The organism is Sporosarcina sp. P12(2017) (genome assembly GCF_002743035.1).
GTDB classification, from domain to species: domain Bacteria; phylum Bacillota; class Bacilli; order Bacillales_A; family Planococcaceae; genus Sporosarcina; species Sporosarcina ureae.
Window position 1 is genome coordinate 25265 of record NZ_PDYL01000018.1, and the last position, 23749, is coordinate 49013.

Consider the following 23749-nt stretch of genomic DNA (forward strand, 5'->3'; position numbering starts at 1 on the left):
AAAACAGACAAACAATTGGGGGAAGTTATATGACTAAAGCTATGGAGGGAACTACTATGACAGATTTCGTAAAAGGTGGAGCATTTTTAACTGAGGACATGGACGCTAGTCGCGTATTCACGCCAGAGGATTTCACAGATGAGCAAAAGATGATCGCCAAAACAACGGAAGAGTATGTGAAAAATGACGTAACACCGTTGATTGAAAAGCTGGAGAACCATGAATTTGAAAACTCTGTCACATTGCTGAAGAAAGCTGGAGATCTAGGTCTTCTAGCGGCAGATATTCCAGAAGAGTATGAAGGTCTTGCACTGGATAAAATTTCATCCGCATTGATTGCTGAAAAATTATCCGTAGCAGGAGGCTTCTCGATTACACACGGTGCGCACGTAGGGATTGGTACATTGCCGATTGTATTATTCGGTAACCATGAGCAAAAAATGAAGTATTTGCCGAACTCTGCAAGTGGAGCGAAAATCTCCGCTTATGCATTGACAGAGCCAAGCTCAGGGTCAGACGCATTAGGCGCGAAGACCACTGCTAAATTAAATGCTGCAGGTACACACTATGTACTAAACGGTGAAAAACAGTGGATCACGAACTCTGCATTTGCTGATGTATTCGTAGTATACGCAAAAGTAGATGGCGACAAATTCACGGCATTTATCGTAGAAAAAGAATATCCAGGCGTTTCAGTAGGACCGGAAGAGAAGAAAATGGGTATCAAATCATCTTCTACACGTACGTTGATTCTAGAAGACGCACAAGTACCTGTTGAAAACTTATTAGGTGAAATTGGCCGCGGACACGTGATCGCGTTCAACATCTTAAACATCGGTCGTTACAAACTTGGAGTAGGTACGATTGGCGGATCAAAGCGTGCACTTGAATTGGCTATCAAATACGCGAATCAGCGTAAGCAGTTTGACACACCGATTTCTTCATTCAACTTAACGAAAGAAAAGTTTGGTACGATGGCTTCTAAGTTGTACGCAACAGAAAGCTTGATCTATCGTACGGTTGGGTACTTCGAAGAGCGTAACGCGGCGATGAGCCCTGAAGAGCAAAAAGACGGCGCGAAAGTGGCGGCTTCCATTGCTGAATACGCAATTGAATGTTCGATCAATAAAGTAGTAGGTTCAGAAGTGTTGGATTATATTTCGGACGAAGCCGTTCAAATTCACGGCGGTTACGGCTTCATGGCTGAGTACGAAGTAGAGCGTATCTACCGTGACTCCCGTATTAACCGTATCTTTGAAGGAACGAATGAAATCAACCGTATGATCGTTCCAGGCACGTTCTTGAAGAAAGCAATGAAAGGCGAATTGCCATTGCTTCAACAAGCACAAGCATTGCAGGAAGAGTTGTTAATGCTTATGCCAGAAGAAGTGGGCGACGAAGCATTGGCTCAAGAGAAGGCGCTTGTGAAGAACGCGAAGAAGATCGGTATCTTGGTTGCGGGACTTGCAGCACAGCGTTACGGCACGAAATTGGATCAGGAGCAGGAAATTCTTGTGAACATCGCGGATATTGCGAATGATCTATTCGGTATGGAGTCTGCATTACTTCGTACGGAGAAGGCGATCAATAAGAATGGTGAAGAGAAAGAGAACCAAAAGCTTCTCTATACACAAATCTTCTGTCAAGAAGCGTTCGGACGTATCGAAGCGGCAGCAAAAGAGACATTGCTTGCAGCGGTCGACGGTGACAACCAACGCATGATGATTTCTGCGTTGCGTAAGTTGACTCGTAATAATCCATATAACTTGATTGCGAAGAAGCGTGAAGCGGCTGAGAAGCTGATCGAAGCAGAGAAGTATATTGTTTAATCATAACTTAGACAAAACGCCTCCTATGTGGGGCGTTTTTGTTTTGGGAGAATTGGAGAGGTAGTTCAAGAACAAATGCGTTAGAGTGGTGAATATAGATAGAGAGTGCGAGGGGATTGAAGCTCCAGCTGGGGACGCTTTCCTGAGGGCGTGGCTTACTCAAGGCAGTCTATGAAAGCACATGCTCCTAACGCTGCGCTTTTACTCGCAAAAGCCGTCCTTCGCTACGGCTCTCGCTGATCCTCCAGGAAATGCGTCCCCTCCGAAGCGCCAATCCCCAATCCCAACAGATTGACAGCCTCTAAAAGCACAAACACAACAGCAATCAAACGCCGCTAAGTTAGCACCGCCCCCCTTAATTTGCTATACTGAAAAAAAGGAGGGATTGACAATTATGACTATGACATACTACGGCTATCCAAAATGTACCACGTGCCGCAAAGCGAAGAAATGGCTTACGGACGAAGGGATTTCATTCGAAGACAAGAACATCGCCGAACAACCTCCAAGCGAAGACGAACTACGCAACATGATCGCGAACTCCGGACTCGAAATGAAAAAGTTTTTCAACACAAGCGGTAAGAAATATCGTGAGCTTAACTTAAAAGACAAACTACCAACCATGACGGACGATGAAAAGATCGCGCTCCTCGCTTCAGACGGAATGCTCATCAAACGCCCAATCGTTTCTGATAACCAAAAAGTGACCGTTGGATTTAATGAAACAACGTTCACAGAAACGTGGAAGAAGTGATCTAGAATCTTGTCTTTATGCGGGAACTATGGCAAACTAAGGGTAGATAAACTATTATATTTTTGGAGGTAACGACATGAGCACACCAAAAGATTTACGTTATTCAGAAGAGCACGAATGGGTAAAAGAAGAAGACGGTAAATACCGTATCGGAATCACACATTTCGCACAGTCTGAACTAGGGGATATCGTATTCGTTGAACTGCCACAAGTGGGCGATCAATTGAAATCAGATGAGCCTTTCGGAAGCGTTGAATCAGTGAAAACGGTTTCTGAATTGTACGCTCCACTAACTGGTAAAGTTGTAGAAGTGAACGAAAACCTTGAAGATAGCCCGGAATTGGTTAACGAATCTCCATACGAAGGTGCATGGATGGTAGTAGTTGAAATCGATAACAAAGCTGAATTGGATGAGTTAATGACAGCTGAGCAGTACGAAGAAATGACAGCTGAATAATATTCTAAAAGAAAAAGCGCTGGCACGTCCCAGCGCTTTTTTACACGCTAGGAGGAAACAGGATGGACCCGAAAGTTCTCATTGTAGAAGGCGGTTCGGATCGTAAGCGGCTAGTGCCAATCCTTGCAGAGCCTGTAGAGATTCTTTGTACGAATGGCACCATCAGTGCGTATCATATTGAGGAACTGCTTGAACCATACGAGCAGCAAGACCTGTTCGTCTTTATGGATGCGGACGCGTCAGGTGAGTCCATTCGTAAGCTGTTCAAACAACTGTATCCAGAAGCGAGACATTTATATACCGATCGTCTCTACCGCGAAGTAGAAACGACGCCCATTAAACTATTGGCTAGCATTTTAGCTGCCGCCAATTTTAAAGTACATTCCAAATACTTGGCAGGTGGACCACATGAATAATTGGACAATTGAAGACTGGCAACGCGCACAGGCGGCAGAGCAAGTAGCCGCTTTTTATTTATATACACCGATGTGCGGAACGTGTGCAGTCGCTTCAAAAATGCTCACGGTGATCGAGACAATGTGTCCGAAATTACCGATTGGAAAGGCAGACTTGAATTACGTGCAGGAAATCGCAATAGAATATGAGGTGGAAAGTGTCCCTTGTTTACTCATTCAGCGCAAAGGACAGCCTTTAGAAAAGATTTACGCCTTTCAATCCGTCCCGTACTTGCTAGAGAAGCTCAGTTGACAATAGATATAAAAGTATGGTATAAGTAGTTAATCAATTGAATACGTAACTCTTATAAAGAGCGGTGGAGGGAAGTGCCCTATGAAGCCCGGCAACCGTCACGTTTGTGAAATGGTGCCAATTCACTCAAAGCCTAACGCTTTGATAGATGAGAGAAATGGTAACGTACATAACTACATACGTTCGGCCTTTCTGCTTGTCTGCAGGAAGGCTTTTTTTATTCTAAAGCGGAAAGCGCCGTGTAGGCTCGACAGGCGTTGGAAGACTTCCCACAAAGGCGCACTTTGCCTTTTTGGAAAGTCTGAAACGACCCGAGGAGCTGGCATCTGCAGCTGGATGAAACAAAAGCGGAGAGCGCCGTGTAGCTTTCTAAAACACATAATGAAAAGACTTAATAAAGGTGGTGCGGAAAATGATTCAACTAACAAACGTTCATAAAAGATTCCAATTGAACCGTTCAGAAATTGTCGCAGTAGATGATGTGACATTAGCCATCGAAGAGGGAGAAATTTTCGGCGTCATCGGATATAGTGGGGCAGGGAAAAGTACATTAATTCGACTATTGAACGGTCTTGAAACACCTACGTCCGGTAGTATTATGATTCACGGACAAGAAATGACGACATTGAAAGGTGCTGGCCTTCGCAATGCGCGTCAGAAAATCAGTATGATTTTCCAGCACTTTAACTTACTGTGGTCAAGAACAGTAGAAGAGAATATTATGTTTCCTCTTGAAATTGCTGGCGTGAAGAAATCGGCACGTAAGCAAAAAGTGAAAGAATTGATTGATCTCGTTGGACTGACAGGCCGTGAGCAGGCGTATCCATCACAGTTATCAGGTGGTCAGAAGCAACGTGTTGGCATTGCGCGTGCGCTTGCAAATGATCCCGAAGTATTACTTTGTGATGAAGCAACTTCCGCACTCGATCCCGAGACGACGAATGCGATTCTGGATTTATTGACGGATATTAATGAACGTCTTGGATTAACAATCGTTTTGATTACGCATGAAATGCACGTAATCCGAAAAATCTGTCATCGCGTGGCGGTCATGGAAGCCGGACAAGTCGTGGAAGCGGGCAATGTACTGGATGTCTTCCAATCCCCTCAAGCGGATATTACGAAGCGTTTCATTTCGCAGGTGACCGATACAGGCGATACGGATGCCGCGATGGCCCATCTGCAAGAAGAAGTACCGCAGGGAAAGCTAGTGAAATTGGCTTTCATCGGAGAGCGTACGGAGCAGCCGGTGCTTGCTGAGTTGATTCGTAAATTCCCGATTGATGTCAACATCGTGCAAGGAAATATTTCGACTACGCGTGACGGTGCATATGGCACACTGGTACTTCAATTGGTAGGGGACACGGCGGTAATTGATGAAGCCCTCAACTTCTTGGATGCTAATGAAGTAAAGACGGAGGTGCTGGTACATGATTGAGCAATGGTTCCCGAATGTTGATTGGGATAAAATGTGGCAAGCAACGGGCGAGACGCTTTATATGTCTGCCTACTCAACGTTCTTTACATTTGTCTTCGGTATCGCACTTGGTCTGTTGTTGTTTTTAACAAGTCCTGGTCAGTTATGGGCGAATAAAATCACCAATGTCATTACAGGAGCATTCGTGAATATATTCCGATCGATTCCATTTATCATTTTGATTATTTTATTGATTCCTTTTACGAAGTTATTATTCGACAGTATGCGTGGACCGAATGCCGCATTGCCCGCATTAATTATCGGCGCCGCCCCATTTTATGGCCGTATGGTGTTGATTGCATTGCAGGAAATCGATAAAGGGGTTATCGAAGCAGCGCGCTCAATGGGGGCTAAAACGTCAACGATCATTTTTAAAGTATTGTTACCTGAATCCATGCCGGCACTAGTCTCTGGAATTACGGTAACCTCGATTGCGCTTGTCGGATATACGGCAATGGCAGGAGTGATCGGTGCAGGTGGTCTAGGTACGCTAGCGTATTTGGAAGGGTTCCAACGCAGTCGCGAAGATGTAACCATAATGGCAACGATTTTGGTATTGATTATCGTGTTTATCATTCAATTCATTGGTGATTTCATTGCAAAACGTTTGGACAAGCGATAATAGGATTTTCAGGGAGACCTGTTAACCATAGAAATATTCCATAATGGAGAGGGAGAAATGTGGATATGAAGAAGTTTTTATTCGGTCTATTCGCAGCAGTACTAGTGCTTGCACTGGCAGCTTGCGGATCGAAAGACGAAGGTACTAAAGATAATGCAGCACCTGATGTAGATGGAGCAGAAAAAGGCGAGAAGACATCGTTAGTAGTCGGTGCATCTAACACACCACACGCTGTGATTTTGGAAGAAGCTAAGCCATTATTAGCTGAAAAAGGCTATGATTTAACAATCGAGAGTTACACAGATTATGTACTACCAAACAAAGATTTGGACGAAGGTACACTGGATGCGAACTATTTCCAACACATTCCTTATCTAGAGAGCCAAATTGCCGATTTCGGTTATGACTTCGTCAATGCAGGCGCCATCCACATCGAGCCAATCGGTGTGTACTCTAAGAAATATGACTCATTGGAAGAATTACCCGACGGCGCGACGATCTTAATCAGTAACTCTGTTGCAGATCACGGTCGTGTACTTGCTATGCTTGAAGAAAAAGGATTGATCAAGCTGGCGGATGACGTGGAAAAAGTGAAAGCTGAAGTAGGCGATATCGTAGAAAATCCAAAGAACTTGGAGTTTGATGCGAACTACGAAGCAGCGTTAATGCCACAGTTGTATAATAACGATGAAGGCGACGCATTATTAATTAACTCCAACTTCGCTATCGATGCAGGGTTGAACCCAATGGAAGATTCAATCGCATTGGAAGATAAAGAGTCTCCATATGTTAACGTAATTGCTGTAAAGGGCGGTAACGAAGACAGCGATGCAACCAAAGCATTGGTAGAAGTATTGAGTTCAGAGCAAATTCAAGAATTCATCTTGAATGAATGGTCTGGATCAGTCGTTCCCGTACAATAATAAGGTGAGGGTCGGTAGCTAATGTAGCTGCCGGCTTTTTTATTTGGATGAATGGTGGGTGGAGTGGTTTGGTTGCTCAATGTTTGGAGTTATCCGCTCAATGTTGTGGGCAATCCGCTCTATGGGGTGGGCGGAGTGCTCAATGTGCTGTGCAATCCGCTCAATACGCTGAGCTATCCGCTCAACACGCTGTTTGGAGCGCTCAAAGTGTTGGGGCGTCCGCTCCTATGCAGTGCGCGGCTCGCCCAATGATTTGCGCTATCCGCTCAACACCCCGCGTGAACCGCTCAATCCGCTGCGCTATCCGCTCAACCCCGCGCGTGAACCGCTCAATCCGCTGCGCTATCCGCTCAACACCCCGCGTGAACCGCTCAATCCGCTGCGCTATCCGCTCAACACCCCGCGTGAACCGCTCAATCCGCTGCGCTATCCACTCAACACCATACGCAAACCGCTCAACACGCAAAGCTATCCTCTCCATCCCCCAGACAATCCACCCCACCCCCCAACACACAAGAAAAATATTAAGAAAATCCAAACAAAATCTTCTTTATTCTTTCGACTTGTGATAAAGTTAGTTTTGTTTGAGTAATACATATGTGTATTTGAGGAGGACGTATTGTGAAGTTTAAATTAGGACTCATTTGGCGAATTTTGATCGCCATTGGGTTAGCGATCGGGCTTGGCTTACTATTGCCGATGATCCACGAAGGGTTCGCACTCTGGTTCGTTCGTTTAGCGGCCACTTTTAATATGTTGTTCGGTGGATTCTTGAACTTTATTGTTCCGCTGATCATCATCGCATTTATCGCACCGAGTATTGCAAAGCTTGGGGCAGGTTCAGGGAAATTACTTGGAATGTCTGCTGCTTTTGCGTATGGCTCTACGGTTATTGCAGGATTGCTTGCGTATTTTGCAGCAACAAATATTTTACCGAACTTCATTCATCCAACGACGAAGGCGGATATTGCAGAAGGTGCGCGTGAAGCGGGAGTGGCGTTCTTCGAAATGGAAATGGATCCGATGATGGGAATCATGACCGCGTTGCTAATGGCATTTCTACTTGGAATCGGGATGGCAGCGATTAAAGGGAAGACGATGATGTCGTTCTTCGATGAGTTTAATTTAATTATCGATAAAGTTATTTCTGTTGTAATTATTCCGTTATTACCATTTCATATTTTCGGGATCTTCCTGAATATGACGTATACAGGCGAAGTGGCGAATGTACTTTCTGTCTTTGTATTTGTTTTCGTCATGATCATTATTCTTCACTTGATTATGCTGACATTCCAGTACACTGTGGCAGGTTCATTGAACAAACGTAATCCTTTCGTGCTAATGAAAACAATGTTACCTGCGTATTTGACAGCAATCGGAACGCAGTCTTCAGCGGCATCGATTCCGGTTACGCTTCGTCAGGCGAAAAAGACGGGTGCTTCAGAACGCGTAACGAACTTTGCGGTGCCGTTATTTGCAACGATCCACTTGTCAGGCAGTACGATTACCATCGTCTCTTGTTCAATCGGAGTTATGCTGATGAACGGTTTAGATGTTAGTTTTGCTGCATACCTGCAATTCATCTTCATGCTAGGTGTCACGATGATTGCGGCTCCTGGTGTACCGGGTGGGGCAGTTGTCGCGGCAACGGGACTCCTTACGACTATGCTAGGATTCACTGACGGCATGGTAGCATTGATGATTGCGCTCTATTTAGCACAAGATAGTTTCGGAACAGCAACGAACGTAACGGGTGACGGTGCGCTTGCGATGATCGTCGACCGTTTCACTAAAAAAATATAGAGTAGTAGTAAAGTCGGTTACTTGACCGGCTTTTTTGCTGTCTAATTCTTATGTACTAAGCTCTGGTTGATTCTCACTCGCTAGTTGTCAAATGAAAAACAAATATCTTGAAAAATATACCTAGCCTTGTAGTAGCAATGGAATTAGCCAATATGTGTAATGATTCTTAAAGATTTGCAACCAACTCGAATATGGGTTAAGATTAGAATGATACTAAATAGAGAATGGATCATAACCATTCAACGCGATTATACTGGAGGTATTGGAATGGCAATTTTGGAAATTAAAGATCTTCATGTCCGAATTGAGGACAAAGAAATCTTAAAGGGTGTTACCTTAACAATAAATACAAATGAGATCCATGCAATTATGGGTCCCAATGGTACGGGGAAATCTACGCTTGCAGCAGCAATCATGGGTCACCCGAAATATGAAGTAACTTCTGGATCGATCTTACTCGATGGAGAAGACGTATTAGCAATGGAAGTAGATGAGCGTGCGAGAGCTGGTCTATTCCTAGCGATGCAATATCCAAGTGAAATTACTGGCGTAACGAATGCGGATTTCCTACGTTCTGGAGTAAACGCACGTCGTGAAGAAGGCGATGAAATTTCTTTGATGAAATTCATTCGTGAAATGGATAACAAGATGGAAGTTCTTGAAATGGAAGAAGATATGGCAACTCGTTATTTGAACGAAGGTTTCTCAGGTGGAGAGAAAAAGCGTAATGAAATTCTCCAGTTAATGATGTTGAAGCCAAAATTTGCAGTACTTGACGAGATTGACTCGGGTCTAGATATCGACGCATTGAAAATTGTTTCTAACGGAATCAACCAAATGCGCGGCGAAGGCTTCGGTTGCTTAATTATCACTCACTACCAGCGCTTGTTGGATTACATCGAGCCAGATAAAGTGCATATCATCATGCAAGGTAAGATCGTTAAAACGGGTGGTTCTGAATTAGCTAAGAAACTTGAAGTTGAAGGATACGACTGGATTAAAGAAGAACTAGGTATTGAAGACGAAACTGTTGGACAAGAAGCATAAGAAAGGGGACGACTCAAAATGACGGTTGAAACAACATTGGCATTGACCGAACAAGACGTCCGCTCTTATTCCGCAAAAGTGGAGGAAGCTGCTTGGATGGCAGATTTTCGTTCGAATGCTCTAGCGAAAGCTGAAGTGCTCGAAATGCCAAAACCAGATAAAACTAAAATTACAAAGTGGAATTTCACGGAATTCCCTTCACATACAGTTGAAAGCTCGATCTTCGCTGGGTTGGAAGAATTACCGACTGAAGCGAAAGCATTGATCGATGACGAACAACAACAAAATATTTACGTGCAGCACAATAACACACCTGCATACCTTTCGTTGTCGGAAGATTTGAAGTCACAAGGCGTTATTATGACGGATATCTTTACGGCATCACGCGAGCACAGTGAATTGCTGCAGAAATACTTGATGACTGACGGTGTCAAAGTGGATGAGCATAAATTAACAGCTCTTCACGCTGCCCTGATCAACGGTGGAGTATTTGTCTACGTACCTAAAAACGTAGTAATCGAAGATCCACTACAAGTACTTTTCATTCATTCTAACGAAGAAGCATCATTATTTAACCACGTAGTACTTGTCGCAGAAGAAAACAGTCAAGTAACATACGTTGAAAGCTATCTTTCGACAGTAGAGCATGCAGAAACTCAAGCGAACATTGTATCTGAAGTATTTGCTATGGCGAATGCGAAAATTGTCTACGGATCAGTCGACGTATTAGCAGAAGGTATGACAACTTATGTCAACCGTCGCGGTGTTACTGGACCTCACGCACGCATTGAGTGGGCGCTTGGTCTAATGAACGACAGCAATACGATTTCTGAAAACATCACGCATTTAGTCGGAGACGGCTCATCTAGTGATATGAAATCCGTAGTGGTTGGACGCGGTAGCCAGAAACAAAACTTTACTTCTGAAATCGTGCACTGGGGACTTGATACAGACGGTTTCATCTTGAAGCACGGTGTAATGAAAGAAAACTCTACTGCTATCTTTAACGGAATTGGACGTATTGCTAAAGGTGCAACTCGTTCAAACGCAGTGCAAGAGTCCCGTATTCTCATGCTAGGCGAAAGAGGACGTGGAGACGCGAACCCGATTTTGCTTATCGATGAAAATGATGTAACAGCAGGTCACGCAGCTTCAGTAGGACGTGTAGATCCACTTCAAATGTTCTATCTAATGAGCCGTGGTATTTCACAAGAAGAAGCAGAACGCCTCATCATTCATGGTTTCTTAGCTCCAGTTGTTAGCAAATTGCCAATCGCAGGAGTTAGAAAACAATTGACGGAGGTTATTGAAAGGAAAGTGCGCTAATGCTCAGCAAAGACATCCGCAATCATTTCCCTATATTAGACCAAGAAATCAATGGACATCCTCTAGTTTACTTGGATAGCGCTGCCACTTCACAAAAGCCTGTTCAAGTAATTGAGGCACTAGATCGCTATTATCGCTTTGATAACTCCAACGTTCACCGTGGTGTGCATACGCTTGGAAATCGTGCGACTGATGGTTATGAAGGTGCTCGTGAGAAAGTTCGTAAATTCATTAATGCCAAATCCACGCAAGAAGTGATCTTCATGCGTGGTACAACAACAGCTATTAACACCGTTGCGCAAAGTTATGGCCGTGCCAATGTCTCGGAAGGTGACGAGATCGTCATTACTCATATGGAGCACCACTCCAATATTATTCCGTGGCAGCAGCTCGCTAAAGAAACTGGCGCAGTGTTAAAGTATATCGATTTAGAAGAAGACGGTACGTTATCACTTGATAAAGTACGGGAAACCATTACAGACAAAACGAAAATCGTTTCCATCATGTATGTTTCCAACGTTCTCGGCACGATGAATCCGATTGAAGAAATCACAAAAATTGCCCATCAACATGGGGCAGTAATGTGTGTAGATGCTGCACAAGCAGCTCCACATTTGAAAATTGATGTACAGAATATAGATTGCGACTTCCTTGCATTTTCCGGACACAAAATGTGTGGACCTACCGGTATCGGAGTCCTCTACGGTAAAAAGGATTTACTCAATAATATGGAACCCATTGAATTCGGCGGCGAGATGATTGATTTTGTCGGACTATATGAATCCACATGGAAAGAGTTGCCTTGGAAATTTGAAGGCGGCACACCTATTATTGCAGGAGCTATTGGACTCGGTGCAGCCATCGACTTCTTGGAAGAAATCGGTTTGGACGCAATCGAACAGCATGAACACGAACTAGCTGGTTATGCTATGGATAAAATGTCTGAAATCGACGGCTTGACCATTTATGGTCCAAGAGATCCCGACAAGCGCGCAGGGTTGGTCACATTTAACTTGGATGACGTCCATCCTCACGATGTTGCAACTGTACTTGATATGAATGGTATAGCTGTTCGTGCCGGTCACCATTGTGCACAACCATTGATGAAATGGCTACAAGTTTCTTCAACAGCGCGTGCTAGCTTCTATCTTTACAACACCACTGATGACGTAGATCGCCTCGTGGAAGGACTTCGCACAACAAAGGAGTATTTTAACGATGTCTACTAATAAACTAGATCAACTTTATCGTTCTGTAATCATGGAGCATTATAAACATCCGAAAAACAAAGGTGTCTTGGAAAATGGAAATGTCACGATCGACATGAACAATCCAACTTGTGGTGATGTCATCCGATTAACGATGAACGTAGAAGATGACATCGTAAAAGACGTCAATTTTGAAGGAGAAGGATGTTCTATTTCTATGGCATCCGCTTCCATGATGACACAGATGATCAAAGGTATGACAACAGAAGAGGCAGTGAAGTTAGCTCATTCATTTTCAGATATGATGTTAGGCAAAGATTTGGACGAGTCGATTGAGCTCGATGACCTTGAAGCACTTTCGGGTGTCGCGCAATTCCCTGCCCGAATTAAATGTGCAACATTGAGCTGGAAGGCGATGGAAAAGGGAGTCTCTGGCGAGTCGCAATGACCTTGGCCATAGTACGAGCAAGTATGGAACGGAGGAATAATAATGGCAAAACAAATGCCGGAAATCGGCGATTACAAATATGGTTTCCATGATAAAGACGTTTCCGTGTTCCGTTCAGAACGTGGATTAACACGTGAAATTGTTGAAGAAATTTCTAGTATGAAGGAAGAACCACAGTGGATGTTGGATTATCGTTTGAAATCCTTGGAGATTTTCTACAGTAAGCCTATGCCGCAGTGGGGTGGCGACTTGAATTCATTGAACTTTGATGAAATCACGTACTACGTTAAACCTTCTGAAGCAACGGAAACTTCATGGGATGAAGTGCCAGAAGAAATCAAGCGTACGTTTGATAAACTCGGTATTCCTGAAGCAGAACAAAAATACTTGGCGGGTGTATCTGCACAGTATGAATCTGAAGTGGTTTACCACAATATGAAAGAAGAACTAACAGATCTAGGTATTGTCTTTAAAGACACAGATTCTGCACTTCGTGAAAACGAAGAATTGTTCAAAAAATATTGGGGTACGGTCATTCCGAACTCAGACAATAAGTTCTCAGCATTAAACTCTGCTGTATGGTCTGGTGGATCATTTATCTATGTACCACCTGGTGTAACAGTAGAAACACCGCTACAAGCATATTTCCGTATTAACTCAGAAAATATGGGACAGTTTGAGCGTACGTTAATCATCGTAGACGAAGGCGCAAGCGTTCACTACGTAGAAGGTTGTACAGCACCTGTTTACACAACAAACTCACTACACAGTGCGGTTGTTGAAATTATCATTAAAAAAGATGCATATTGCCGTTACACGACGATCCAAAACTGGGCGAACAACGTCTACAACTTGGTAACGAAGCGTGCAGTATGTGAAGAAAATGCGACAATGGAATGGATTGATGGCAACATTGGTTCGAAATTGACGATGAAGTACCCTGCAGTTCTTCTAAAAGGCGAAGGCTCACGTGGTCTGACTCTATCCATCGCATTAGCAGGTAAAGGACAGCACCAGGATGCCGGAGCGAAAATGATGCACTTGGCACCTAACACGTCTTCTACTATTGTTTCAAAATCAATCTCTCAACACGGCGGAAAAGTAACGTATCGCGGAGTTGTTCACTTCGGACGTAACGCGGACGGAGCTCGTGCCAACATTGAGTGTGACACGTTGATCATGGATAAGTTATCTACTTCTGATACAATTCCGTACAATGAAATCTTGAATAACAATATTTCATTGGAACACGAAGCAAAAGTATCAAAAGTTTCCGAGGAGCAGCTCTTCTATTTGATGAGCCGCGGTATTCCTGAATTGGAAGCGACAGAAATGATCGTTATGGGCTTCATCGAGCCATTCACAAAAGAACTACCGATGGAATATGCGGTAGAGATGAACCGTTTGATCAAGTTCGAGATGGAAGGTTCAATCGGATAAAACAACAAAACCCTGTTCGTATCTACATGATGCGGCAGGGTTTTTTCTTGTGTATAAATAGTCTATTGCGGTTTACATGTTTTGTGGTGTACCTTATCTTTTCTCCACAACAGCAATCGTGCATCTAGAAATACTGATTAATTTCCCTTCTTCATCTGTGATCTGGATATCCCAAACCATCGATGTGCGTCCTTTGTGGAAAGGAACAGCGGTAGCGGTAACAACGCCATCTTTTTTACCTCGTATATGATTCGCATTGATTTCCAGTCCTACTGGATAGTGCGTCTTGGGATTTAGGTTTAGAGCAGCCGCAATGCTGGCAGCTGTTTCAGCAAGTGCTACGGAAGCACCTCCATGCAGTAATCCCATAGGTTGAACTGTTTTTGGTCCTACTGGCATTTCACAGACAACTTTGTCAGGATCCAATTCTATAAAGGTAATTCCCAATGCACCGATCAGTGTCTGTTCCAAGTCAATACTGTCCAATAAATTAAGTTCTTTCATCATCTTTTCAACCTCCATTTCCATGATATACTTCTACTACATGTATATACATATATTTGAAGCATACTTCTAAGTACATCTAGAAATCCAACTTTAAAATTAATACGCGTACATGTACACTAGTATAGAATAGGATAAACTGTCAAGGATCGTTAAAAAATTAGCTATTTTCATTTCAATGGAAGGGTGGACATCATGAAAAAAGATTTAGATCAGGAGCAAGCCAATTATATTATTGACGTGTGTGCCAGTGCTAATCTTCGTACGGTATCAGGTTCACTTACGCAGTTATACAATCATCTGTTGAAACCTACTGGATTGAAGATCACCCAATATTATATGCTCGGCAATATTTATACATCGCCCGATATTTCGATTAGTAAATTAGGCGAGATGATGTTGCTGGATCAAACGACCGTTACGCGTAATTTGAATATATTAAACGAAGCCGGATATGTACAAATCAATAGAGCAGAACAGGATACGAGAACAAAAGTGGTCACGATAACAAAATTAGGCTACGAAAAATTAAATGATGCTACGCCTATTTGGATACAAGTACAGGAACAAATTGAAGGATCTATCGGTAAAGCAGAGTATATGGATTTACTGGATAAATTGGGCGCATTACAGAGAGTGATAGACGAAGTTAAACGTTCATCGACATAAAAATGAATCTTCATTCATAAATTGATTGACAACTCAAAAAAATCAAGTAAAATACATGTATATACATGTGTTGGTGATTTGGTAGTTTTGAAGAGTAGAGTCTGTACGTTCTTCACAGAAATACACTGAACACATTTTGAAAGCGCTTACGATAAAAGGAGAGTGTGTATGATGAATGTAGTAGAATTAAAAAAGAGTATGAGTCTTCCAGTGATTGCCTCCCCGATGTTCATTATTAGTAATCCTAAGACAGTGATTGAGCAGTGTAAAGCAGGAGTAATCGGTTCTATGCCATCTCTAAACGCAAGACCGATTGCACAATTTGAAGAGTGGTTGATCGAGATTACAGAAGCGTTAGCAGACTATAATGCGAAAAATCCTGCTAAACCAGCTGCACCATTTGCGATCAACCAAATCGTTCATCGGTCCAATGAAAGATTGCAAGAAGATATGGCGCTGTGTGTGAAGTATAAAGTTCCCATCATTATTACATCTCTAGGTGCGAGAGAAGACGTATATGAGGCTGCGCATAGTTATGGTGGAATCGTTTTGCATGATGTCATCAATAATACGTTCGCCAAGAAAGCTATTGAAAAAGGGGCAGATGGTTTAATCGCGATAGCGGCAGGAGCAGGAGGGCACGCGGGCCCGAAAAGTCCATTTGCGCTCATTCAAGAAATTCGTGAATGGTTTGATGGACCACTAGCACTTGGAGGTTCTATAGCAACAGGCGGAAGCGTGTTGGCAGCTGAAGCAATGGGTGCAGACTTTGCGTACATCGGGTCGCCATTCATTGCCACTGAAGAAGCGAGAGCAGTTGAAGAATATAAACAGGCAATCTTAGACGCAACTTCGGATGATATTGTGTACAGTAATTATTTCACAGGAATACACGGGAATTATTTAGCTACGTCCATCCGAGCTTCGGGTTTAGATCCGGATAACTTGCCGGAAAGTGATCCAAGTAAAATGAATTTCGGTGGAGATACAGGTCAAAAAGCTTGGAAAGATATTTGGGGCTGTGGTCAAGGAATCGGTATCATTGATAAAGTACAACCTACAAAAGATTATGTCGCACAATTAGCGCAGCAGTATAATGAGGCAAAGGATAAGTTGGTAGGAGATAGAGTCAACACAGCGAGCAGATAATGTAGATGAAAAAACGAACCGAATCACGATAAAAAACAAGTATGTCTATTCAGACACGCTTGTTTTTTATTTGCCCATAAAGTGTTTGCTAATGGAATATGTTTCTATGCGATTGGTTTTTAAATCATTCATCGTGGTCTTTTGAAAGGTGAATTCTACATCTGATTGGAGTTGTTCGAGTAAGGAGAGGGTTTTGGTTTGTGTTTTCGATAAGGAACTAGTTTGCTGGTACATAATGTCCTGGGTACTTCAATAGAAGACAAGCGCATATTAGTCAGTTACTATTCCTTTTTCACATCTGACATTTCTGTATGTAGGACATCGACATGAGACTTGAGCGCACGAATATCCGACTTACGCTTAGAGACTTCTGTTTTAATGCATTTCATGAAAGAAAAATGCCATCCTAATGCTAAATCAATTTGTTGATTTTATACCTGTAGGGGTATATAATACATATACAAACGAACGGAAAGGAGTTTTTTACATGTCTGAAAAAGCAACCGTATATGTATCATCTACTTGTCCTTATTGCACGATGATGACGAATTATCTAGATGAAATCCATGTACCTTATGAAACAATCAATGTTTCTACAAATCCCGCAGAGGGAGAGCGACTGATGGAAATAACAGGACAGATGGGCGTTCCACAAACACAGTTGAATGGTAAATGGATTATTGGCTTTGATCCAGCAAGTATTCACGCTGCACTGGACGCATGAATAAATTCAAACAGATGTTATTCAACCGAAGCTGCACAATCCAATCAGCAGAAGATATGGAAAAGAAATTATTTCCGCGCTTTTGTATAGGCAACATAGCATTTGCGGTGATGGGTATCATTCTCGTCATCATAGAATGGACTCACTAATAGGAGGCGCCACATATGGGATGGATCATCATAACACTTCTCGTCGGCTTAGTAGTTTGGCGATTGAAGCCTGCAAAAGGTGTGCAAACAATTTCGACTGAACAATTAAAAGATAGACTTAAAGATCAGAACGTCCAGTTGATCGATGTACGTTCACCGGCTGAATATAAAGGACGCCATATAAAGCAATTTAAGAATATCCCATTGAATGTGCTTTCGAATAAAATGGGAACGTTGAAGAAAGATCAAGAAGTTATTGTGATCTGTCAAAGCGGCATGCGCAGTTCGAATGCGGCAGGCCAGTTGAAAAAAGCAGGATTCGTGAAGGTAACGAATGTACGCGGTGGAATGAGCGCGTGGCAAGGTTAATTATAGACGTAGCGTTTCGGGAATCATTTCTCGAGACGTTTTTTTATTTGGGAATGATATCAATATGATTAAGCTCAATATTGAAAATATTAAAACCGAGTTAGAGAGTACGATTTTTCCGAAAATACATAAGATATGATACACTAAGCTAAAGATAAAAGGAGGAGGGCTTTTCATGATCCATGTTGGCCTGACAGGGTGGGGAGACCATCCAAGCCTATATAATGAGAATACAGTTGCGAATAAAAAACTTATAGATTATAGTAAACACTTTCCAATCGTTGAGTTGGATTCGACGTTTTATGCGATACAATCTAAGAAAGTAATGGATAAGTGGACCGAGGAAACGCCTGCAAATTTCCAATTTGTTGTGAAAGCGTTTCAGGGCATCACGGGTCATCAGCGTGGGAAGATCCCGTATGATTCTGAAGAAGAGATGTTCTCGCTGTTTAAGCTATCACTGACGTCGTTTGTTGAGGCGGGAAAGCTTGCGATGGTACTTGTGCAGTTTCCACCTTGGTTTGATTGCAAGAAGGAAAACGTGGATCGCATTCGCTATGTCCATGAGCAATTACAGCCGTTGCCAATTGCAGTAGAATTTCGTAATCAAACATGGTATTCTCCAGCTTATCGAGAGAAAACACTCAATTTTCTGAAGAGTTTACATGTCATCCATGTGGTCTGTGATGAGCCACAAGTAGGGGATGGAAGTGTGCCGCTAGTTCCGATTGCGACTGACCAGAAAGTTTTATTACGTCTCCACGGGCGCAATGATAAAGGTTGGGTCAATACGATGGGGGATAGTAAAGCATGGCGTAAAGTTCGCTATCTCTATGATTATAATGAAAAAGAGTTAGAGAGTATGAGTGAAATCGTTAAACATCTGGAGAAACAGGCTGAAGAAGTGTTTGTCATCTTTAATAATAACTCCGGTCAGCATGCAGCGAAGAACGCCAAACAATTTGCAGGACTACTCAACATAGAATACGGTCAGCCTCTCACCAAGCAGATGGATTTATTTGAGGGGGAACAGTAATGGAATTTGTAGCACTCGCCTTGATTGGTTTGGCCTCCGGCATTATCGGTTCGATTGCCGGTCTTGGCGGCGGAACAATTCTGGTCCCTGTCACGTTATTTGTCGGATTAAATCTTGGAATGATTCCAGATATTACTCCGCAAAGTGTAGTTGGCTTGTCGGTCATTATGATGATTGCGAATGGACTTGGATCGACACTATCCTATATGAAAGTGAGGACGATTGATTATCGCAGTGCATTTCTATTTTTCACTGCAAGTATACCAGGTATCGTACTCGGTGCGTTGGTTAATAAAAACGTAAGTTTGCAATCATTTAATTTATATTTTGGCATATTGCTCATAGTTTTATCTACACTGTTACTAACGAGAAAATATTTAAAGCCGATTAGATGGTTTGTAGACAATGGGAAAAAGATTAAATTTACGGACCCTCAAGGTCAAACGCATATTTATGGATACCCGATTTGGTTCGCCATCCTATTAGCATTATTCATCGGATTTACGTCGGGGTTATTCGGAATCGGTGGCGGTACGATGATCGTGCCAGCTATGATTTTATTATTCTTGTTCCCACCGCACGTAGCGGTCGCGACATCGATGCTTATGGTGTTTTTATCCGCACTCGTCAACTCGATTTCGCATATTTCACTCGGTCATGTGCCGTGGCTTTATACGATTCCTGTCGTGCCAGGAGCCTATTTCGGTGGCATGCTTGGAGCCCATTTAAACAGCAAAATGAAATCCGATACATTAGTTTTAGTCATACGCATCATTTTACTCGTCTTTGGACTACGTTCCATCTATGAGGGGATTTGGGGTTGACGAATATGGAAGAAACGGTAGAGACGATTCACATTTATCATACGAATGACATCCATAGTCATTTCGAAAATTGGCCGCAAATCCATCACTTTCTTCAGCAGCGCAAGCAACAAGCTGAAGCCGATGGAGAGTGTTGTTTTTTATTTGATATTGGAGACCATATTGACCGATCTCATCCGTTTACCGAAGGAACAGAAGGTAAGGGAAATATCGAATTATTAAATAAAGCAGGATACGACGCAGTGACAATTGGAAATAATGAAGGAATCACCATGTCTAAGGAAGCGCTGAATATAGTATATGAAGATGCAAAATTTGATGTAGTGCTCTGCAATTTGACAGAATTAGATGGTAAGCTGCCATACTGGGCGAAGATGTCTAAAGTATTTGAGACCACAGATGGTGTGCGTATCGGTGTCATAGGTGCCACAGCGCCATACTACGCCTTTTATGACCAACTCGGCTGGAGCGTAGCTGAACCGCACGCAGCGTTGCAGGAGGTGGCACGAAACTTGCGTCCCCAATGCGATGTCATCGTTTGTCTCTCTCACTTAGGAATCAATGAAGATCGTCTATTGGCTGCGCAATGCCTAGAGATCGATGTTATTTTAGGCGCACATACGCATCATTTGTTACCAAATGGCGAGTGGATTGACGACACGCTACTTGCGGCAGCAGAAAAGTTCGGTCATTATGTCGGCCATGTCCAAATAGATGTAGACCGTATAACAGGTCAAGTAGTTCATATGAAAGCAGAAGTTTTTCCAACACAGCTAATGGAAATGACAGAAGAAGATATGGAAGAAGTGAATTCCTTATTTGTTAAAGGAGAGGAAACGTTACAAGCGCCAGTATTTTACAATCCTTCACCTTTACCACAGCGTCTTACAGGAGACAGTCCATTATCCTCGCTCTTTGGCCGTGCGTTACTGACGTATCTGGATGCCGATTGCGCGTTATTCAACGCAGGAATTTTCCTTGGTAGTTTAGATAAAGGTTGGGTGACAAAAGGGGATTTACACTCCTTATTACCTCATCCGATCAATCCGTGCCTTATTCATTTGGATGGTACTGATTTATTGACGGTCTACGAGCAGTCACTTGATCCAAAGTGGACAAAACTTCCTATAAAAGGCCTAGGTTTTCGTGGCACACTGATGGGTAGCATGATACATGAGCACTTATACCGTAACAATGACGGACAATTATTCGCGGGAAACCGTTTGGTGGAGCCAGGTGAGACGTATACGTTGGCAACACTTGATATGTTCACGTTTGGCTTTTTCTATCCAATACTAAAAGAAGCGAAGAAGGAATATATCATGCCAGAAATGCTTCGCGATATTCTCGGTTGGTATGGAAGAAAATATTTCAATGAACGCTAGTTATGTACGCCTCCTATTTCGCATAATGTGAAGTAGGAGGCGTTTTTATGCGTTTTTATACTAATCAAAAACGGCCAAAGAGAAATAATTATGGCAAAATCATACTGCGCTTTGTCCTCCCGAGCATTTTGGTGGGTGTGGCGATATTTTTCTATACGGTCAACAAACAGCTAACGCCAATCTACACACAATATGCTGAAGTACAAACGCAAAAAATAGCCAGCCACGTCATCAGTCAAGCCATTAATAATCGGTCTACCAGTGTGTACGATGTCAATGAAATTATTGAAAACGTCCCCGATGATACGACAGATACGGTGACGACCAAGTTTAACGCAGAAATCATTAGCCAGGTCATGTCAGAAATTCATCAGCTCGTAGAAAATCATTTAGAGCGTGCAGAGGGCGGAGATTTGGATATGTTACCGCCACTCGGAGATCTCGAGTATAATCCCGATCGGATGGAAAAAGAACAAGGTATTGTATTTTTCGTTCCGATTGGGCAAGCGGCGAATATCCCGTTGCTCGGTAACTTGGGACCGAAAATTCCTATTCGCTTCCATGTCGTTGGAGATGTGCACGCGACAGTAGAAACGGATATTCGTGAATTTGGCATTAATAATGCTTATGTAGAAGTGTATTTAATGTTACAAGTCAATGTGCAGATAATTGTTCCGCTAGCAACAAGTAGAAGTGTAGTAGAGCAGAAAATACCGATTGCGATTGGTTTGATTAGAGGGAAGGTACCGCAAATTTATTCGAAAGGAGAGCAAACGCCAGCACAAATCGAAGTTCCGCTTGAGAAGAAGGAGTAAAAGGTATTGTGAACGCTGTCGATTATTGCTACACTGAGAACAGAAGAATATCGAGACTTACGTAGAGGTTGCATTGTTTATGAGTACCTAGCGAGAGAGTGACATCTATGACCGCGAGCGAAAGGAGGCAATGCCGAAGTTTGAGAAGAGTCCGCTTCTCAAGTTGGGGTCATTTCGAAAAGGAATGACACTGTCATACACTGATAAATGTATGGAGAGCTACAGTAGCCAATTGTACTGCGATTTATTCATGTATTGCTTGATGAATTGTTTGGCCGACCCCTACACAAATGGTAGTGCCTGTGGGGGCGGCTTTTTTATCGGGAAATTAAGGAATTACAGGATATTATGGGCTTTCCACTCTTCGAAAGATCTTCTGCATTTCGATATCATCTAGCAACTAGAAAGAGGAGGAATTACAATGATCGGATCGTGGGTCTCTATTTTGCCTCCTATTATCGCCATCGTGATGGTGTTAGCGACGAGGAGAGTATTATTATCATTAGGAGCAGGAATTGTTACAGCCGCTTTACTTTTAGCGAACTTTGCTCCGTTAGAGACATTAAAAGGTGTATGGAGGGCCATGACAGTTTCATTTTATGATGGAGGACTCAATACATACAATATATTTATTATGTTATTTCTATTATTATTAGGTGTCATTACGGCATTCGTCAGTCTATCTGGAGGAAGCGCCGCATTTGCACGTTGGGCAGTCACTCGTATCCGTACAAAACGCGGAGCGAAGCTGTTGACGATGGGGCTTGGAATTGCAATTTTTGTGGATGACTATTTCAATTCCTTGGCAGTTGGACAGATTGCAAGACCGATTACGGATCAGCACAAGATCTCTCGTGCGAAATTAGCGTATTTCATTGACTCTACATCAGCACCCATCTGTGTCGTATCACCCATCTCTAGTTGGGGCGCGTTCTTGATTGGACAACTTGCACTTATTCTAGGTACGACAGCAGCGGTCAGCTATTCACCATTAACTGCGTTCGTCATGATGGCGCCGATGAACTTCTATGTCATTGCCACATTGTCCATGGTCTTCTTCTTCGCTTGGACGAATAACGACTTCTTTGAAATGAAGAAGCATGAAGATCGTGCTATGATTGAAGGCGAACTTTATGACCAAAATAAAGAAATCCCAGGTCAGCTGAAAGAAGAATTCCCTGAGCATACGTACGGAAAAGTTCGCGATTTGGTTGCACCGATCGTAACGTTGATTGCGGTAACGCTTGGTATGATGATTTATACAGGCTATAAAGAAGCGGGCGTTTTCGATATTTGGGCTATTTTTGAAAATACCGATGTACCGTTATCGTTGGTAATTGGTGGTGTAACGGCTACATTGCTAGCTATGTTGTTATATATTCTACAAATGAAAAAGAACGAAACAGCAAGTGTTTCATGGATGGGACGCGCGTTTATTAGCGGAGTCAAGGCGATGATGCCTGCGATTCTTATCTTAATCTTCGCTTGGGGATTGACTGACTTAATAGCTTCCCTAGATACAGGTCTATTCCTTTCTACGATGGTAGAACGATTGAATATTCCCGTCACTTTCCTTCCAGTACTGATCTTCGTATTAGCAGGATTAATGGCGTTCTCGACGGGTACTTCGTGGGGGTCTTTCGGTATCTTAATGCCGATAGCAGGTACGATCATGGTCAATGCGGCTCCAGAGTTACTATTACCAGCATTGGCGGCGGTACTTGCAGGTGCGGTATTCGGAGATCACTGTTCACCGATATCTGACACGACGATCCTGTCTTCTACTGGAGCGGGCTGTAACCATATGGATCACGTATCCACACAGTTGCCTTATGCGCTTGTCGCAGCTAGTGTAGCAGTAATAGGGTACATCGTTCTCGGGCTGACTGGGTCTGTCTGGATCGGCTTAGTAGCTGTTATTATTACCTTAATAGTTTTATTTACGTACTTGAGCGCAAAAGGAAAGCAACGAGCAGGACAAATAGCATAGTTTACCATTTAGACTAAGAGTGATAATTACTTCATTCTTAGTCTAAATTTGTTTTGACATCTCTAATTGGGCTGTTTATACTAAATATACGGA

Annotated in this window: 26 protein-coding genes and 2 riboswitches; of the genes, 25 read left to right on the forward strand and 1 reads right to left on the reverse strand. The window is 42.8% G+C overall.

Annotated features, from left to right (window positions below; all coding sequences use genetic code 11):
* Positions 1-56 precede the first annotated feature (56 nt).
* From CSV80_RS13925 to sufB, 16 genes are all read left to right on the forward strand, one after another.
* The gene (locus CSV80_RS13925) at positions 57-1829 is read left to right on the forward strand and encodes an acyl-CoA dehydrogenase family protein (RefSeq protein ID WP_369802834.1); all 1773 of its coding nucleotides are present in this window, start codon (positions 57-59) and stop codon (positions 1827-1829) included.
* A 394-nt stretch (positions 1830-2223) separates the two neighbouring features.
* Positions 2224-2583 carry an arsenate reductase family protein gene (locus tag CSV80_RS13930; protein ID WP_099671231.1) on the forward strand — a complete coding sequence of 120 codons (360 nt, stop codon included), beginning with the start codon at positions 2224-2226 and terminating at the stop codon, positions 2581-2583.
* 76 nt (positions 2584-2659) lie between these two features.
* A complete protein-coding gene (gene gcvH, locus CSV80_RS13935; protein WP_029054457.1) occupies positions 2660-3040 on the forward strand; it encodes a glycine cleavage system protein GcvH in 381 nt (126 codons plus the stop codon).
* A gap of 62 nt (positions 3041-3102) precedes the next feature.
* Positions 3103-3456, forward strand: a complete 354-nt coding sequence (locus tag CSV80_RS13940) for a toprim domain-containing protein (RefSeq protein ID WP_099634533.1) — start codon at positions 3103-3105, stop codon at positions 3454-3456.
* Entirely contained in the window at positions 3449-3748 is a 300-nt protein-coding gene (locus CSV80_RS13945; protein WP_099671232.1) for a thioredoxin family protein, read from the forward strand. Before CSV80_RS13940 ends, CSV80_RS13945 begins: the two co-directional genes overlap by 8 nt.
* A 49-nt stretch (positions 3749-3797) precedes the next feature.
* Positions 3798-3903, forward strand: a riboswitch (SAM riboswitch).
* Between the two features lie 257 nt (positions 3904-4160).
* Positions 4161-5186 (forward strand): methionine ABC transporter ATP-binding protein, encoded by a 1026-nt coding sequence (locus tag CSV80_RS13950; protein ID WP_099671233.1) that lies wholly within the window; start codon positions 4161-4163, stop codon positions 5184-5186.
* Positions 5179-5847, forward strand: coding sequence for a methionine ABC transporter permease (locus CSV80_RS13955; RefSeq protein ID WP_099671234.1), 669 nt, complete (start codon positions 5179-5181; stop codon positions 5845-5847). Before CSV80_RS13950 ends, CSV80_RS13955 begins: the two co-directional genes overlap by 8 nt.
* Positions 5848-5912: 65 nt before the next feature.
* Positions 5913-6770 carry a MetQ/NlpA family ABC transporter substrate-binding protein gene (locus tag CSV80_RS13960; RefSeq protein ID WP_099671235.1) on the forward strand — a complete coding sequence of 286 codons (858 nt, stop codon included), beginning with the start codon at positions 5913-5915 and terminating at the stop codon, positions 6768-6770.
* A 72-nt stretch (positions 6771-6842) separates the two neighbouring features.
* Entirely contained in the window at positions 6843-7022 is a 180-nt protein-coding gene (locus CSV80_RS17690) for a hypothetical protein (RefSeq protein WP_144034642.1), read from the forward strand.
* 1 nt (position 7023) lies between these two features.
* Entirely contained in the window at positions 7024-7362 is a 339-nt protein-coding gene (locus tag CSV80_RS13965; protein WP_199084008.1) for a hypothetical protein, read from the forward strand.
* Positions 7363-7391: 29 nt separating this feature from the next.
* A complete protein-coding gene (locus CSV80_RS13970; RefSeq protein ID WP_099671236.1) occupies positions 7392-8573 on the forward strand; it encodes a dicarboxylate/amino acid:cation symporter in 1182 nt (393 codons plus the stop codon).
* 267 nt (positions 8574-8840) lie between these two features.
* Positions 8841-9620: a Fe-S cluster assembly ATPase SufC gene (gene sufC, locus CSV80_RS13975; RefSeq protein WP_099671237.1), complete on the forward strand. Its 780-nt coding sequence runs from the start codon at positions 8841-8843 to the stop codon at positions 9618-9620.
* An 18-nt stretch (positions 9621-9638) separates the two neighbouring features.
* The gene (sufD, locus tag CSV80_RS13980) at positions 9639-10946 is read left to right on the forward strand and encodes a Fe-S cluster assembly protein SufD (protein ID WP_099671238.1); all 1308 of its coding nucleotides are present in this window, start codon (positions 9639-9641) and stop codon (positions 10944-10946) included.
* A complete protein-coding gene (locus CSV80_RS13985) occupies positions 10946-12175 on the forward strand; it encodes a cysteine desulfurase (protein ID WP_099671239.1) in 1230 nt (409 codons plus the stop codon). Before sufD ends, CSV80_RS13985 begins: the two co-directional genes overlap by 1 nt.
* On the forward strand, positions 12165-12602 hold the full coding sequence (gene sufU, locus CSV80_RS13990) for a Fe-S cluster assembly sulfur transfer protein SufU (RefSeq protein WP_029054445.1): 438 nt from the start codon (positions 12165-12167) through the stop codon (positions 12600-12602). The genes CSV80_RS13985 and sufU overlap by 11 nt, the downstream gene beginning before the upstream one ends.
* A 42-nt stretch (positions 12603-12644) precedes the next feature.
* A complete protein-coding gene (gene sufB, locus CSV80_RS13995; RefSeq protein ID WP_099671240.1) occupies positions 12645-14042 on the forward strand; it encodes a Fe-S cluster assembly protein SufB in 1398 nt (465 codons plus the stop codon).
* 93 nt (positions 14043-14135) lie between these two features.
* Here the strand turns inward: sufB and CSV80_RS14000 are convergent, their stop codons facing one another.
* Entirely contained in the window at positions 14136-14549 is a 414-nt protein-coding gene (locus tag CSV80_RS14000; RefSeq protein ID WP_304442298.1) for a PaaI family thioesterase, read from the reverse strand.
* A gap of 192 nt (positions 14550-14741) precedes the next feature.
* On the opposite strand from CSV80_RS14000, the gene CSV80_RS14005 reads away from it, so the two are divergent.
* From CSV80_RS14005 to CSV80_RS14045, 9 genes are all read left to right on the forward strand, one after another.
* Positions 14742-15215: a MarR family winged helix-turn-helix transcriptional regulator gene (locus tag CSV80_RS14005; protein WP_099671241.1), complete on the forward strand. Its 474-nt coding sequence runs from the start codon at positions 14742-14744 to the stop codon at positions 15213-15215.
* 168 nt (positions 15216-15383) lie between these two features.
* Entirely contained in the window at positions 15384-16364 is a 981-nt protein-coding gene (locus CSV80_RS14010; RefSeq protein WP_099671242.1) for an NAD(P)H-dependent flavin oxidoreductase, read from the forward strand.
* 487 nt (positions 16365-16851) lie between these two features.
* The gene (locus tag CSV80_RS14015) at positions 16852-17088 is read left to right on the forward strand and encodes a glutaredoxin family protein (protein WP_029054440.1); all 237 of its coding nucleotides are present in this window, start codon (positions 16852-16854) and stop codon (positions 17086-17088) included.
* 164 nt (positions 17089-17252) lie between these two features.
* The gene (locus CSV80_RS14020; RefSeq protein WP_099671243.1) at positions 17253-17606 is read left to right on the forward strand and encodes a rhodanese-like domain-containing protein; all 354 of its coding nucleotides are present in this window, start codon (positions 17253-17255) and stop codon (positions 17604-17606) included.
* A gap of 175 nt (positions 17607-17781) precedes the next feature.
* Positions 17782-18642, forward strand: coding sequence for a DUF72 domain-containing protein (locus tag CSV80_RS14025; protein ID WP_099671244.1), 861 nt, complete (start codon positions 17782-17784; stop codon positions 18640-18642).
* Positions 18642-19466 carry a sulfite exporter TauE/SafE family protein gene (locus CSV80_RS14030; RefSeq protein WP_099671245.1) on the forward strand — a complete coding sequence of 275 codons (825 nt, stop codon included), beginning with the start codon at positions 18642-18644 and terminating at the stop codon, positions 19464-19466. Before CSV80_RS14025 ends, CSV80_RS14030 begins: the two co-directional genes overlap by 1 nt.
* 5 nt (positions 19467-19471) lie before the next feature.
* Complete coding sequence (locus CSV80_RS14035; protein WP_233201600.1) at positions 19472-20851, forward strand: bifunctional metallophosphatase/5'-nucleotidase; 1380 nt, start codon at positions 19472-19474, stop codon at positions 20849-20851.
* Between the two features lie 47 nt (positions 20852-20898).
* Entirely contained in the window at positions 20899-21666 is a 768-nt protein-coding gene (yunB, locus tag CSV80_RS14040) for a sporulation protein YunB (protein WP_099671247.1), read from the forward strand.
* Between the two features lie 54 nt (positions 21667-21720).
* A riboswitch (Lysine riboswitch) is annotated at positions 21721-21896 on the forward strand.
* Positions 21897-22087: 191 nt separating this feature from the next.
* On the forward strand, positions 22088-23656 hold the full coding sequence (locus tag CSV80_RS14045) for a Na+/H+ antiporter NhaC family protein (protein WP_099671248.1): 1569 nt from the start codon (positions 22088-22090) through the stop codon (positions 23654-23656).
* Positions 23657-23749: the final 93 nt, after the last annotated feature.